The following is a 14128-nucleotide window of genomic DNA, read 5'->3' on the forward strand; positions in this document are numbered from 1 at the left end:
GGTTTTCTCTCCTTCTATAGCTACACTTCAAGACATGGACATTATGACGTTACGAACAACACATTTAGGGAGGAAAGAACAATGAAGAAAAAAGTTGTACCTGTTGTTGCATCTGTTTTAGGGGCAAGTCTACTACTAACTGCTTGCGGGGGAAATAAAGATAATGCAGGCGGAGCAAAAGCGAACGATAAAGCACCTGATAAACAAGCGATTAACTTATCATTTGCTTCAGAAATTCCAACAATGGATGTTGCAAAAGCGACAGATGGGGAATCCATGAATGTAATGAGAAATGTTTTTGAAGGTTTGTATGCAATGGGAGAAGATAATAAACCAATCCCTGGTGTCGCTGAGTCAGTTGACATTAGTCCCGATAAAACAAAATATACATTCCATCTTCGTGATTCGAAATGGTCAAACGGTACTCCTGTTACAGCAAAAGATTTTATTTTCGCTTGGCAACGTGCCGTTAACCCTGAAACAGCTGCTGAATATGCATTCTTATTCTTTGATATAAAAAATGCGAAACAAATAAACCAAAAAGAAGTAGCAATCGATCAATTAGGCGTTAAAGCTCTTGACGATAAAACTTTAGAAGTACAACTGGACCGCCCTGTTCCCTACTTCTTAAGCTTAACGACATTTGCAACATTCTTACCAATCAATGAAGAGTATTTAAAATCTCAAGGTGATAAATACGGTTTAGAAACGAATCATTTAATTTACAACGGGGCTTTCACATTAGATAACTGGAAACATGAACAAAGCTTCCAATTGAAGAAGAACCCTAACTATTGGGATGCTAAAACTGTAAAACTAGAAGAAATCAACTTCAATGTCGTTAAAGATAAATCTACAGAAGTTAACTTATATGATTCAGGACAAATTGATCGTGTTGCTTTAACTGCGGAGTTTGTTGATAAGTATAAGAACGATTCCAACTTCAAGGAACGCGCTGAAGTAGGTATTCAATTCTTACGACTAAATCAAAAAAATGCAGTATTAAAGAATCAACATGCACGTCTTGCTATTAACGAAGCAATGAATAAGAAAGCTTACGTAGAAACAATTTTAAATAACGGTGCAATCCCAGCAGAAGGAATGGTTCCTGCGAAATTCGCAAAAAGTCCAGACGGTAATGACTTCCGTAAAGAGAATGGAAATCTAGTCAAAGATGATGTGAAATCTGCAAAAGAAAACTGGAAAAAAGCGAAACAAGAACTTGGTACTGACAAAGTAACAATTGAACTATTAACAAGTGATAATGCTTTAGCTAAGAAAACTGGTGAATATTTAAAAGGTGAATTAGAAAAGAATCTAGATGGATTAACAGTGAATTTAAAACCTCAACCACGTAAACAACAGTTAAAACTACTATTGAGTGGTGATTACGAAATCGGAATCGATGGCTGGGGCCCTGACTTCGCGGATCCTATTACATTCTTAGATCTATTCACAACAGATAGTGCTTATAACTTCGATAAATACTCTAACAAAGAGTACGACGAGCTAATTCATAAAGTGAAAACAGATTTAGCTGGCGATGAAAAAGCACGCTGGGAAGCAATGAAGCAAGCTGAAAAAATCTTATTACAAGATGGTGCTGTCGCTCCTTTATACCAACAAGGTCGCTCTTACTTACAACGCTCTTTCATTAAAGGACTTGTAACAACTGACTTCGGCGGTGAATTTAACTACAAGTGGACAGAAGTTGCAAAATAATAAACGCTAGTAAAAAAGGTATCCCACGAAGGATACCTTTTTTACTTTATGCTTCTTTAACTACAGAACTTCCCCTCTTTACTATCCCTTTTATACCTATAGTGATTCCCGCTACCAATTGTGTAACTAGTATAATAAGTAATAATGAAATAATATCTTTCTCCAAACTAACTCCGCCGAATATTATTGTATAATAACCCATTGGCTGCGTATGTTGCGGGAAATAATCCCAAACGGCAAACCTGTTTTTCCAATGCAGTGATAAATACATATGTATTAATACTAAGAAGACTAAAAGGACGATTATCGACTCTCTTCATAGCTCTCTTTTTGTATTGAACCAAAACTCATCATAAATATAACCATAAATATCAAATATGTTCTCCACGTCAAAGAAGGTATATGCCCTGACCAAAGATAACTAATTAAATAGTTGATTCCCATAATACACGACGATACTACTAAACTAATACTTATCAATTTCACATATTTGAGCATATCTTTTCTCCTTACTTTTTAATTTTCTATTTCTTCAAATTGCAGATTCACCGGCTCTTCTAGGAGTGTTTCATAAAAGTTTTCTGCCAAATCTGTTGAAGGAATTTTTTCATCCACTTCATCAAATCGAATACTATCTAACCAGACACAACCTTCTCCTGATAATAAAACACCAAATGCAATACCAAGTGCTTCTTCTTTTATATCTAGTACAACCGAGTATGATTGCCAGTTATTCGTATTTTTAATTGGACGATTTTGCATGTTATCCATAGCAATAGGCTCTGTATCTTTTCCGTCTACTCGCATCCACAATCCTGCCCAGTCTTTTACATTCTCACTCTTAATAAATGCTGTTAAACGCAACCTCTTACCTACATATTTATCCGCTCGGAACATTTGCATTAATGTTGAAAAGCCTCCATGCGTAACGTTCTCTTTTGCTTTTATGTATGCAGATACTTTTCCTTGATGAACAACTTCATAATCTAAACCCATTTCATATTCAGCAGGATGACTTCCGCTTAATACCCATCCTTTTGGTATACCTTTTTCCATTGAAACACCCTCTCTTTCTATATAAAATGACTGGAAATACTTTCGATATTTTTTTGGTGGTAATTGAAACATTCTTTTAAAAGCTCTAGTAAATGCCTCTTGTGAGGAAAAACCATATTGCACTGCAATATCAATGACTGCTCTTTCAGTCGATACTAAAGCCTGTGCAGCATGAGTTAATCTTCTCTTACGAACATAATCCGTTACACTCATCCCAATATAACTTTGAAAAATACGATGAAAATGGTACATCGATACTGCACCGTGAAATGCCACTCTTTCTGTTGTAAGCTCTTCATGTAAATGATTCTCTATATATTCGATTGCTTTTTTTATCATCTCTTTATATTCTTCATGCATTTCAGTACCTCCTTACAACTTAAATTTACCATATACATACAAATCATTTTTGATTTAAATTGCGCATTTACCCTTGAAGCTGCGAGAAAATAATTTATTTTCAACACATACATAATTACATGATTTTGGGAAAAACTTGTATAGAACAAATTTACATAAGGAGGAATTTATAATGAGAATTTTACTATCAATTTTATTAGCTCTTATGCTAGTACCTGCATTAACAGGATGTAAAGCTCCTGCAAAAGAAGACACAACTTCTAATAAAAAAACTACAGAAGAGGCAAAAAACGAAGCTCCTGCTGATTTAAAGCTAAACTTCAATGAATTCGATTTAAAAGCGGACTATCAAGATACAAAGAAAGACTACGAAGCTGATTATAAAAATGTAGCAGCCGATAAAAAAATGGAAGCAAAAGTTGAAGACCATAAAACAGATGTAAAATTAACAGGTGATGAAGCTATTACAAAATTAAGCCCACTTCTACAAGAATTAAAATTTGATAAAGATACTCCTGACCAAGAAGTAATTGATCAAGTAGTAAACGTGTTCAAACTTGATAAAGACTACCAAAAATTCGCTTTAGAAGTTGTATTCTCTGATGGAACGAAAAAAGAATATAAAAGAGAAATAAAATAAAGAAGTAGGCGATTGCCTACTTCTTTATTTTTTAATTTTTACGTATCTTAGTTCTGGACTAGAACCAATAATGAATTGGACGCCAGATACTGATGATTTTTGTAAATACGAAGAGCTTGGGAAAATAATTGGGATTAATGGTGTATCATCAAACATAATATCTTCTGCTTTATGCAATAAGTCAAAACGCTTATCTTCGTTTTGTTCAACTTCTGCTTCTTTTACTAAAGCGTCAAATTCTTTATTATGCCATTTTGCATAGTTGTTTGGACCATCACCTGCATATAAATCTAGTTTAGTAATTGGATCTAATAGAGAGCCGCCCCATCCCATATAAGCTAATTGGAAATCACTTTGCTTGTATGTGTCGATGTAACTCTTCCACTCTTTATTCTCTAATTTAATATCTACACCAAGATTTTTCTTAAACATTTCCTGCATTGCTTCTGCTACTTTTTTATGTTGTGTATCTGTAGTGAATTTTAATGTTACTTCAGGTAATGTAGACCAACCTTGCTCTTTCATGCCCTCTTCTAATAATTTTTTCGCTTCTGCTGAATCGAATTTTACGTAATCGCCTTTTTCTTTACGGAAATCACGACCACCTTGTGTTTTTGCTCCTTCTGGAACGAATGCATATGCTTCTTGTGCATTATTTTTATACAATTTTTCAACGATAAACTTACGATCAACCGCTAATGAAAATGCTTTACGTACTTTTGCATTTGTAAACGGCTCTTTTTCTACGTTAAACGAATAAATATAAGATGAGAATCCTGCAACACGCTTATATTCTTTGTTTCCTTTTTCTTTTTCTTTTTCAATCATCTCTTGTGGTAGGCTACTTAGCAAATCTAATTCTTTTGACTTGTACAATTGGTACGCTGTTTTAGAATCTGGAATAATACGAAACTCAATTTCTTTTAATGTTACCTTTTTATCATAGTATTCTTTATTTTTTTGTACTGTAATAGCTTGGTTATGCTTCCATTCTTTTAACGTGAATGGTCCGTTCGTAATTAACTCTTTTGGATCCGTTTTTAATTTATTATTATCATCAATTGATTTTTTAGATAATGGAATAAATAATGAACTTGCTAATTTTTGTTTAATAGAAGCAACTGGGTGCTCAAGTGTTACCTTTAATGTTTGAGGATCAACGACTTGAATACCAACTTGTCCTTCTTCACCTTTTCCAGTATTATATGCCTCTGCTCCTTTAATAAAATACATTTCTGTCGCATTCATAGAACCTGTTTTCGGGTTTAATAATCGCTTCCATGCGAACTCAAAATCATTTGCTGTAATAGAAGAGCCATCTGACCATTTAATATCTTTCTTTAAATGAATTGTATATTCAGTTCCATCCGCATTTACTTCTTCTTTCTCCGCCAATTCATTTTGATATTTCCCATCACTATCTTGCGTATATAAACTTGAAAACAACTGTCCAATTATGTAACCTGACGTGCTATCTGTCGCAATGGCAGAATCAAGCGTATACGGATCACTGCTAATATTCGTTACTAATCGATCCCCGTCTCCCTTACCAGCACTCGCCTTTTGCGTCTCTTTCTTACCGCAAGCAACAGAAGTAATTGCTAAAACAGTCATAATGACAAATAATAAAAACTTCTTCATCCTACATTCTCCTTTAACCTGAAATTTTTGGTGTTGATGCTAATAATGTTTTTGTATAAGAATGTTGTGGATTACGGAATACTTCGTCCGTATATCCAAATTCAACAAGTTCTCCTTTGTATAAGACAGCCACTTTTTCACATAAATAGTGAACCATCGGTAAATCATGTGCGATAAATAAATATGTATAGCCTTGTTCCTTTTGAATCTTTTGCAGTAAATGTACAATTTGGATTTGCAGTGAAACATCTAATGCTGAAATTGGCTCATCAAGGATTAATACTTCTGGCTCACATAATAGCGCTCTTGCAATGGCAATACGTTGACGTTGTCCTCCGCTAAATTCGTGTGGATAGCGATCAATATATCGTCTATCTAATCCAACACGCTCTAGTGCATCACCTGCGACCTTATCTTTCAATCCTTTATCGCCTAAACCGAATGAAATATAGCCTTCTGTTACAATATCGCGTACTTTCCAGCGCGGATTTAATGCCGCTGTGGAATCTTGAAAAATGAACTGTACTTTCTGTAAGAAATCCCGCTTATGAGCTGACTTCAGCTTGTGAACAACTTGACCGTTATAATCAATTTCACCAGACGTTGGACGCTCGATCCCAGCTATGAGCTTACCAAGTGTTGTCTTTCCAGAACCACTTTCCCCAATAATGCCAAGCGTTGTTCCTTTCGGGATAGAAAGTGATATATCTTTTAAAGCTGCGATTTCTTTATTTTTACTTCCATACGTTTTCGTTACTTGCTTTACAGTAATTAAATCTGTCGTCATGAGGCATTCACCCTCTCTTTTGATTTCGCTTTATTATGCTCCAGAATATGCTGCCAGCAATGTGAACTATGCTCCTCAGAATATGTTGTTCTCTCTGGGAAGCGCTGAATACATTCTTTTATCGCTACAGGACAACGATTCACAAACGGGCATCCAAAACTATTTAACGTCTCAATTGAAGGTGTTGTTCCCTCAATTGCTCTAAGTACCTTTTCTGAATCATCCATATTCGGAATTGCTTGCAATAAACTTTTTGTGTAAGGGTGCTTAGGTGAGCCAATTACTTCTTGAATCGTTCCTTTTTCAACAACACGTCCCCCGTACATAACTACTACTCGGTCAGCTACTTCACGTACAAGTGCCAAATCATGTGTAATTAATAAAATACTCGTATTTTGTTTTTCTTTTCTTGCTTTTAACAACTCCATAATTTGCTTTTGAATCGTTACATCTAATGCTGTTGTAGGTTCATCTGCAATAACGAGCTTCGGGTGACAAGCAAATGCAATTGCTAAACAAATACGCTGCCTCATACCTCCGCTCAACTGATACGGGTATTGTTCAAAGCGTTTCTCTGCTTCATGTATCCCTAAATCATTTAGTAAGTTAATTGCAATTTCTTTTGCCTCTTTTTTCGATTTCTTTTCATGCTGCACAATTACTTCTGTAATTTGTCTTCCAACCTTCATCGTCGGATTTAAAGATGAAAGCGGGTCTTGAAAGATAAAGGAAATATCTTTCCCGCGAATTTGATTCCATTCTGATTCTTGTAAATCCGTTAATTCCTTTGATTGGAAAGATATATTTCCATCATCAATATGAATCGATTCTTGATTTAAGCCGATAATTGATTGTGCTGTAACACTTTTCCCTGAACCACTTTCTCCGACAAGTGCAACTATTTCACCTTCGTTAATAGAAAAGGAAACATGCTTCACAATTGCTTGCTTACTATTCTCTTTTTCAACGGCCAACGTTACGTTTTCTAAAGATAAGATTTGTGCCATGTTTTTTCTCCTTTCGATTACGTTTTACGATTTTCGGATCAATCGCATCTTGCAAACCATCACCAATCGCATTAAATGCGAACATGATGAGTGCAATCATAATTGCCGGGAAGAAAAGTTGCCACCACTCTCCGCTTAGTAATGTCCCGAGTGCATCGTTTGTCATCGTGCCCCAGCTCGCTGCTGGTGATTGTACTCCAAGTCCGATAAAACTTAAAAATGATTCTGAGAAAATAGCTGCTGGAATTGTAAATGATAAATTTACGATAATAATCCCTGTTAAGTTTGGAATTAAATGTCCGTATATAATTTTCATATGAGGTGTACCTAATCGCTCTGCTGCAATAACAAATTCTCTTTGTTTCAATGAAAGTACTTGCGCCCGAATGAGACGTGCCATGCCAATCCATCCCGTTAACGCAAGAGCTATAATAATTGTAAAAAGTCCTGGTTTCATAATGATTAATAGTAAAATAACAATCAGTAAATATGGGATACCGTATAACACTTCAATCCCTCTTATAATCCACTCATCAATTAACGTTCCAAGACGATTACGTCCTCTCACATATCCACTAAAGCCACCGATAAGTACACCAAGCCCTATATCAAGAACTGCCGCTACTAATCCAACTACTAATGAAATTTTCCCACCAGCCCAAGTACGTGCCCAAATATCTCTCCCTAAATCGTCTGTTCCGAACCAATGCTCACTACTAGGCGGTAAATTAGTTGCTTCTTTTACTTGTTCACTCGCAGTAAATGGCGTTAAACTTTCGCCAATAAGCGAGAAAACAATAATTAGTAATAACGTCACTGCCCCTAAAACTGCTATAGGGTTTGATATAAACTTGCGAAACACTTCCTTTTTCCGGCTAATCGTTTTCTGATCTTTATTTATCGTTAATTCTTTTTTCTCTTCATTCGTTAATAACTGGTCATTAATTTCATAAGCCCCCATTTAAACATCACCCTCCTTACGTAATAGAACGAATGCGCGGATCAACAATACGATGAATGATATCTGTAATAAAAATACATACAATTAATAGCGCACTATAGAAAATGGTTGTTCCCATAATCACCGGATAATCTCGGTTGAAAATACTGTCTACAAAATATTTTCCTAAACCAGGAATTGAAAAGATTTTTTCAATAACGAAAGTCCCTGTTAAAAGTCCAGCCATTAATGGGCCAACAAATGTAAGTACCGGAACAATCGCATTTCGAAGAGCATGTCTTATAATGATTTTCTTAATTGGTATACCTTTCGCTCTCGCTAGCTTAATATAATCACTCTGCAACACTTCAATCATATTAGAGCGAACAAATCTTGTAATAACTGCGATTGGTCCTAACGCTAATGCGAAGGAGGGTAATACAGTATGCTCAAATGTTCCCCAAGACGCCACTGGTAGTAATTCAAATTGTATGGCGAATACTTGTATAAATAGTGGTGCTAAAATAAAACTAGGAATAGAAATACCGAGAATCGCAAGCAAGCTCACACTATAATCAATCACTTTCCCATGATATAGCGCGGCAAATGTACCTGCGGCAATTCCGACTAACAATGAAATAATAAGTGCTTGTAAACCAATAATCGCTGATGGACCAAAGCCTGTCGTTATAATTTCCGATACACCTTGACCTGTCGATTGAACAGATTCGCCAAAATCAAAATGAACTACCCCATCCAAATAAGCAACATACTGATTCCATAACGGTTCATCAAGGTGATACTTCGCTCTCATGTTTTGTATTACTTCTTCAGGAAAGATTTTCGCATCTGATGAAAATGGATCACCTGGAATAATATGCATAATTAAAAATGTTACTGTCGTAATGACCCATAGCGTGAATACCATAACCGATAGTTTTTTAATAACATACACTTCAATAACCCCCTAAACAAATGAATTTACTTTGTTTTATTGACATATTTGTTGCCATTACTCCTCCTCTACTTCTTAAAACACAAAAAGCCTTGATCTTAAAAAATAAGATCAAGGCTTAATAAACGAAGGCCCATCACTTATCTTTCAAGACTTGCTTGCTGGAATTAGCACGGTGTTCCTGTTACAGAACCCGCTGCTGAGGTGTCATAGGGCCAGTCCCTCTACCTCTCTGGATAAGTAAATTGCTATATTATTATTTGGTTCAAATTGTATATTTCGAATTATAATTCTGAAAAAATGAAAAGTCAATCAAATTGGATATATTTAGAAAAATCAGTTTTTAATAGCGTTATTTCTTAAAATCACTACTTTAGCTTATAATAAAATTAATTACTTTAAAGGAGTTATAAAATGGATCCCTTACTTCTGGCCACCATAGGATTGCCATTAACAATTGTCATACTCGTAATCATCGGCTTCTACAAACTCTTCATTAAGAAGAAACGTATCACTTCTTTTTACACTCCATTCGATAATATTACTGGCCAAACAATTTCAGAATTTCACGAAGAACAGCAGGTATTAGTATCCGAGGATGAAGACGGAGATGGTAAGAAGAAAAAATAACCTTGCGCATGCGCAAGGTTATTTTTTCGCCTCTGTTTGAAAACGTTTATAGTATGTCGATGCTGTTGCAAAGTTAATTTCTATATCACGAATCAATGATGAATCTTCTTCTTTAGCTAACTTCTGTAATTTTTTCATTGCTTGTTCCGATTCATTCAAGAAACCAACATATACCTCATGTTCTTGCTCTTTCGACTTTGGAACACGAATTTCTTTACGTATATTATCAATATCTTCTAACATGCTCGTTGTTACCTTTTGCACATCTTCTTTATATGTAGCATTCGTTATTTCCTTACCGCCCTTTTCTTTTGCCACTTCAAATAACTGTAACGCCTTATTAATTTCTTTATTTATTTTCGCATCATATTTTTCATGTACTGCGCTGTATTCTTTCATTTCTTCTGTTTGCTCAGTGGATTGCTCTACCTTTTCTTTCGGTTCTTTCGTATCTTTATTTCCATTACATCCTGCTAGAAGGATCATACTTCCCATTACAGCAATACCCAAAACCTTCTTCATCTCGAATTCTCCTTTTATCTACAGCTACTACTAATTATAGTTTCTTTTATCTCCACTTGTTATTATACCGAGAACGCCCCACTTTTTACACTTAAGACGATATCTTAATATACATACCAACATTTTTGTCACAGTATCGTCACTTTATGCAAATAACTTTTGCATCACTTTACTACATCACCTTACAAAACTGTAAGCACACATAGAGAACAAACCATGCTAGACTTACATATGCATAAAGTAAGCGTAGTTCAGTTTGTAAGGAGAATCATCAATGTACAATACAATACCCTTTATGGGCGAAGATATTCGCGTCCTTATTCGCGAAAAGTCACTTCATATTGAAAATACAGAGAGCCTTCGCCACGTATTAAAGAAGAAGCATGCTCCATTTAAGCTGGCCCAATATTTAAAGAAACAACATATAAATCAATTTCATACTGTGCTAAATATATCCGATAAATCTTTAACAATCGAGATTATCGGTCATGTCTACATTGGAAATTTTGCAGATGTCTTAAAAGAAATTCCACGCATACCGAAGATTGCTCCTATTATCGTTGAGAGGGCATATAGAATTACAGATCATACTGATATTATTGATTGCGGGGAGAAAGAGGTCGACAGTAACCGCTGGGTATGGGATAAACTCGCTTTCTTATATGATGCGATCATGAATAATATGTATGAGTTATTTCAAAGAAATGAAAAAAAGAGCTGATTCAAAGAAATGTTTGAATCAGCTCTTTTGTATTAAGCTTCTAACTTTTTATTTTGTTGCAGTTCAAACTGCTTCTCACTTCTTCTAGCCATAAATAGATAACATAATACAGCACCAATTTCACAAAGAGCTATAACAACACCCATAGGAAGTGCTGTATTGCTTCCACCAATACCTACTAGCGGTGCTACAAGTGCTCCTGAAATGAACTGTAATAAACCTAGTAAAGCTGATGCTGTTCCTGCTGCTTGTTTTTGATTTCTCATCGCTAACGAGAAGCCGGTTGTTGATACAACCCCAACACTTGATACAACAAGAAATAGCGAGCATAAAACACCGATTAGCCTTATTCCAAGTGCGATTGTAAGTAGTAACGATAGACCGCCAACAGCCGCAATAATAATACCAGCAACAAATAAAGTTTTCTCATTAACTTTCCCCGCTAAGCGGCCAGTAACTTGGCTAGCAATAATAATACCAATACCGTTAATTGCAAAGAACAAACTAAACTGTTGTGGTGATGCCCCGTATATATTTTGCAACACGAACGGTGAACCAGAAATATAAGCAAACATTGCAGCTGTTACTAATCCTTGCGACAATGCATATCCCATAAATAAACGATCTTTCAAAAGCTTTCCGTATGTTGCCAGCGTTCCTGATAATCCACCTGTCTCTCTTTCTTCAGGAGGTAATGTTTCACGTAATACGAAAGTAGATGATATTAGCATGAATACACTAATTACTCCAAGAACGATAAAAACGCCGCGCCATGATGTAAACTGTAATAATTGCCCTCCAATAATCGGTGCCAAAATAGGTGCTGCCCCGTTTACTAACATAAGTAATGAGAAAAACTTCGTCATTTCAGAACCTGAATACATATCACGTACCATTGCACGTGATATAACAATCCCGGCTGATCCTGAAGCTCCTTGTAAGAAGCGCAATAAGACTAAAGTCCAAATAGATGGCGCAACAGCACAAAGTAAAGAAGAAGCAACATAAATAATAAGAGCGATAATAAGAGGTTTGCGTCTTCCGTAAATGTCACTAATTGAACCAATAAATAACTGCCCTACTGAAAGCCCAAGCAGACAAGCAGTTAATGTAAGCTGCGCGAGGGATGCACCCGTTTGTAAATCATCCGTTAACTTTGGTAAAGAAGGCAAATACATATCAATAGATAATGGCCCAATTGCCGTAAGTGTCCCTAATACAAGAATCATCCATAACCTGTTTGTCTTTACAGGTTTATATACTTCGTGATTAACTCCATTCACTTTTTCCATTCACCCTTTCATATAAATACTTAATCGTAACAATTATAGTTACAACATAAATATACGTCAAGTATACCGTATTTTCCTGTTTAATAATGTAAAAAAAAAGCGATAGAATTTCTATCGCTTTACTTTTTCAAATTACTATTTGTAAATTTAGATACAGATGCCATCATTTCTCCTGTGTCTAAATATGTGATTTGAATTGGATCTCCTACTTCTGTAAACATTGCATATGGGAATTTCTTCGCCGGTACCATAAATACTTTTTGCTCGTTTTCTAATAGTACGTACACAATCGTATTTTCACCTGATTTTTCTTTATACACACGTTGTACAGTACCTTCTTTTTGCGATTCTTTCCCATTTGAAGTCGGTCTAAATGAATCACCACTTCCGCTCAGCGCATTTTTATAATTCTCAAGTGCTTCTTTTTGCGTTGAACCTGTTGCAAACACTTTTGCATTAGAAGCATATATGACAGTATGAGCACGTACTAATCCGCCGTCATCAATAACCGGTACAATCCAAGAAGGTTTACCATATACGTTATAAATAACCGGCATTGTTCCATGCCATTTCTCTCTCTTAAAGGAATTATCCACTACTTCTGTAGCAGCCGAACCGTCCATAATTCCCTTCACTTCTTTTCCGTTATAGTAATACAACTTTCCTGTACGTGCATCAACTAATGAGTAACCGAGAGCAGAATCTACTCCTTCTTTCGGAGAGGTAAAGTCTGTAAAGTAATACAATTTACCATCCTTCCCGAAGATTGGCGTAACGCCTTCCTTCGTCCCCCACTCAGTCGGCATCTTCATGTCAGTTTGTGAGAATTTCGTATTCCAAAATCCGTGAATATATTTTCCGAAGTACGTATTTAACGTAGATGCTGTTTCATGATTTAATACACCATCAATGAATTTAGGTGCATTCCCTTTATCATATCGTTTCACATTACCTGTTTGTGCATCAACAACGACAACGCCTTCTACTTCAAACCCTGATCTTCCTGAAATAAACTCACCGTATGTCATTGTATAATACGGTTTTCCTTTATCATCAACTTCAAATTTTGGTTTCCCTTTAAAAACTAAATCTGGCTCTGCTTTTCGAACGACACGTTCTAATTTATTACCGAAAAACATGCTTGGTACATACTTCATTTTATATCCAAGATGTAATTTCGCTTCCGCATCAGGATTTGTACCTGACATTGTTACGTAACCTGGAATTGTTTCCGCTTTACGTGCTTTAAAAAATCCCGAAACTTCTATCGGTGCTACATACAAGGCTTCACCATTTACCATTTGTGGCGTTAATTCCCCTAGCTCAAAATAAGCTACTTTCGGAATATCACCAAATACCTTTTTCATTTTATTCTCCGCCGTTTTAGGCGGAACTGTAAACGGTTGGTCATTTTCAGTAAATGGCTCTGAAATATCTTTCTCTACCTTCACGACCGAATCATATTTCTTTTGCGAGATTACTATATCGTGCAAATAACCAAAATAGCCGTAACTTGCGAGTAAAACGAACATTAGAAGTCCTTTTAGCGTACCTTCTAATTTCCCTACCTGCTCTTGTGAGAATAAAACAAGCCCAATTAAAATCGCTACTGCAACAGAATAATGAGTAAGAATAGAATCTGCTCGATCATCAATTAGCCAGAAATATTCATAGATTGCAATACCTATCCAAAATAAAACAGGAATAACTAAAATAGATGATTTCTTACCCTTTACAACTTTCTCATTTCCTCCTTTATCCACCGCGCGAATTTTATTACCGCTTCTAGTCCATGGAATCAAAAACAAAGTGAGAATAGCTAAAACTATAAATTTCATCAAAGGCAATGTCCCCT

14 protein-coding genes, 1 pseudogene and 1 riboswitch are annotated in these 14128 nt (G+C 35.7%); of the genes and pseudogenes, 4 read left to right on the forward strand and 11 right to left on the reverse strand.

Features of this window, described 5'->3' with window-relative positions; all coding sequences use genetic code 11:
* Positions 1 to 81: 81 nt before the first annotated feature.
* Positions 82 to 1722 (forward strand): peptide ABC transporter substrate-binding protein, encoded by a 1641-nt coding sequence (locus JFT89_RS02330; RefSeq protein WP_016095108.1) that lies wholly within the window; start codon positions 82 to 84, stop codon positions 1720 to 1722.
* Between the two features lie 46 nt (positions 1723 to 1768).
* Here JFT89_RS02330 and JFT89_RS02335 read toward each other — a convergent pair.
* The 3 genes and pseudogenes from JFT89_RS02335 to JFT89_RS02345 form a co-directional block, all read right to left on the reverse strand.
* Positions 1769 to 2042 (reverse strand): annotated as a pseudogene (locus tag JFT89_RS02335) (hypothetical protein).
* Positions 2026 to 2220 (reverse strand): hypothetical protein, encoded by a 195-nt coding sequence (locus tag JFT89_RS02340; protein WP_016095107.1) that lies wholly within the window; start codon positions 2218 to 2220, stop codon positions 2026 to 2028. The pseudogene JFT89_RS02335 and the gene JFT89_RS02340 overlap by 17 nt, the downstream one beginning before the upstream one ends.
* 18 nt (positions 2221 to 2238) lie before the next feature.
* Complete coding sequence (locus JFT89_RS02345) at positions 2239 to 3138, reverse strand: helix-turn-helix transcriptional regulator (protein ID WP_002139906.1); 900 nt, start codon at positions 3136 to 3138, stop codon at positions 2239 to 2241.
* A 172-nt stretch (positions 3139 to 3310) separates the two neighbouring features.
* Here JFT89_RS02345 and JFT89_RS02350 point away from each other — a divergent pair, with 172 nt between their 5' ends.
* Positions 3311 to 3778: a YusW family protein gene (locus JFT89_RS02350; RefSeq protein ID WP_002063467.1), complete on the forward strand. Its 468-nt coding sequence runs from the start codon at positions 3311 to 3313 to the stop codon at positions 3776 to 3778.
* Between the two features lie 24 nt (positions 3779 to 3802).
* Here JFT89_RS02350 and JFT89_RS02355 read toward each other — a convergent pair whose 3' ends face one another.
* The 5 genes from JFT89_RS02355 to JFT89_RS02375 are packed head-to-tail and all read right to left on the reverse strand — an operon-like array spanning position 3803 to position 9108.
* Positions 3803 to 5419 (reverse strand): peptide ABC transporter substrate-binding protein, encoded by a 1617-nt coding sequence (locus tag JFT89_RS02355; RefSeq protein ID WP_201039412.1) that lies wholly within the window; start codon positions 5417 to 5419, stop codon positions 3803 to 3805.
* A gap of 13 nt (positions 5420 to 5432) precedes the next feature.
* Positions 5433 to 6206: an ABC transporter ATP-binding protein gene (locus tag JFT89_RS02360; RefSeq protein WP_002169314.1), complete on the reverse strand. Its 774-nt coding sequence runs from the start codon at positions 6204 to 6206 to the stop codon at positions 5433 to 5435.
* Positions 6203 to 7213 carry an ABC transporter ATP-binding protein gene (locus JFT89_RS02365; protein ID WP_016095105.1) on the reverse strand — a complete coding sequence of 337 codons (1011 nt, stop codon included), beginning with the start codon at positions 7211 to 7213 and terminating at the stop codon, positions 6203 to 6205. Before JFT89_RS02365 ends, JFT89_RS02360 begins: the two co-directional genes overlap by 4 nt.
* Positions 7170 to 8174: an ABC transporter permease gene (locus JFT89_RS02370; protein ID WP_201039413.1), complete on the reverse strand. Its 1005-nt coding sequence runs from the start codon at positions 8172 to 8174 to the stop codon at positions 7170 to 7172. The genes JFT89_RS02365 and JFT89_RS02370 overlap by 44 nt, the downstream gene beginning before the upstream one ends.
* Positions 8175 to 8190: 16 nt before the next feature.
* A complete protein-coding gene (locus tag JFT89_RS02375; protein ID WP_016095104.1) occupies positions 8191 to 9108 on the reverse strand; it encodes an ABC transporter permease in 918 nt (305 codons plus the stop codon).
* Between the two features lie 137 nt (positions 9109 to 9245).
* Positions 9246 to 9351: riboswitch (SAM riboswitch) on the reverse strand.
* A gap of 171 nt (positions 9352 to 9522) precedes the next feature.
* On the opposite strand from JFT89_RS02375, the gene JFT89_RS02380 reads away from it, so the two are divergent.
* Positions 9523 to 9738, forward strand: a complete 216-nt coding sequence (locus tag JFT89_RS02380) for a DUF3951 domain-containing protein (RefSeq protein ID WP_201039414.1) — start codon at positions 9523 to 9525, stop codon at positions 9736 to 9738.
* An 18-nt stretch (positions 9739 to 9756) separates the two neighbouring features.
* Here JFT89_RS02380 and JFT89_RS02385 read toward each other — a convergent pair whose 3' ends face one another.
* Positions 9757 to 10260, reverse strand: coding sequence for a hypothetical protein (locus tag JFT89_RS02385; RefSeq protein WP_002139912.1), 504 nt, complete (start codon positions 10258 to 10260; stop codon positions 9757 to 9759).
* A gap of 274 nt (positions 10261 to 10534) precedes the next feature.
* Here JFT89_RS02385 and JFT89_RS02390 point away from each other — a divergent pair, with 274 nt between their 5' ends.
* Complete coding sequence (locus JFT89_RS02390) at positions 10535 to 10981, forward strand: hypothetical protein (protein ID WP_201039415.1); 447 nt, start codon at positions 10535 to 10537, stop codon at positions 10979 to 10981.
* 32 nt (positions 10982 to 11013) lie between these two features.
* Here the strand turns inward: JFT89_RS02390 and JFT89_RS02395 are convergent, their stop codons facing one another.
* Together JFT89_RS02395 and JFT89_RS02400 are read right to left on the reverse strand one after the other, a co-directional pair.
* Positions 11014 to 12273, reverse strand: coding sequence for a multidrug effflux MFS transporter (locus JFT89_RS02395; protein ID WP_201039416.1), 1260 nt, complete (start codon positions 12271 to 12273; stop codon positions 11014 to 11016).
* 119 nt (positions 12274 to 12392) lie between these two features.
* Complete coding sequence (locus JFT89_RS02400) at positions 12393 to 14111, reverse strand: DUF3981 domain-containing protein (protein WP_016095102.1); 1719 nt, start codon at positions 14109 to 14111, stop codon at positions 12393 to 12395.
* Between the last annotated feature and the right edge of the window lie 17 nt (positions 14112 to 14128).

The sequence above is a fragment of the Bacillus sp. TH25 genome (genome assembly GCF_016650935.1).
GTDB classification, from domain to species: Bacteria; Bacillota; Bacilli; order Bacillales; family Bacillaceae_G; genus Bacillus_A; species Bacillus_A mycoides.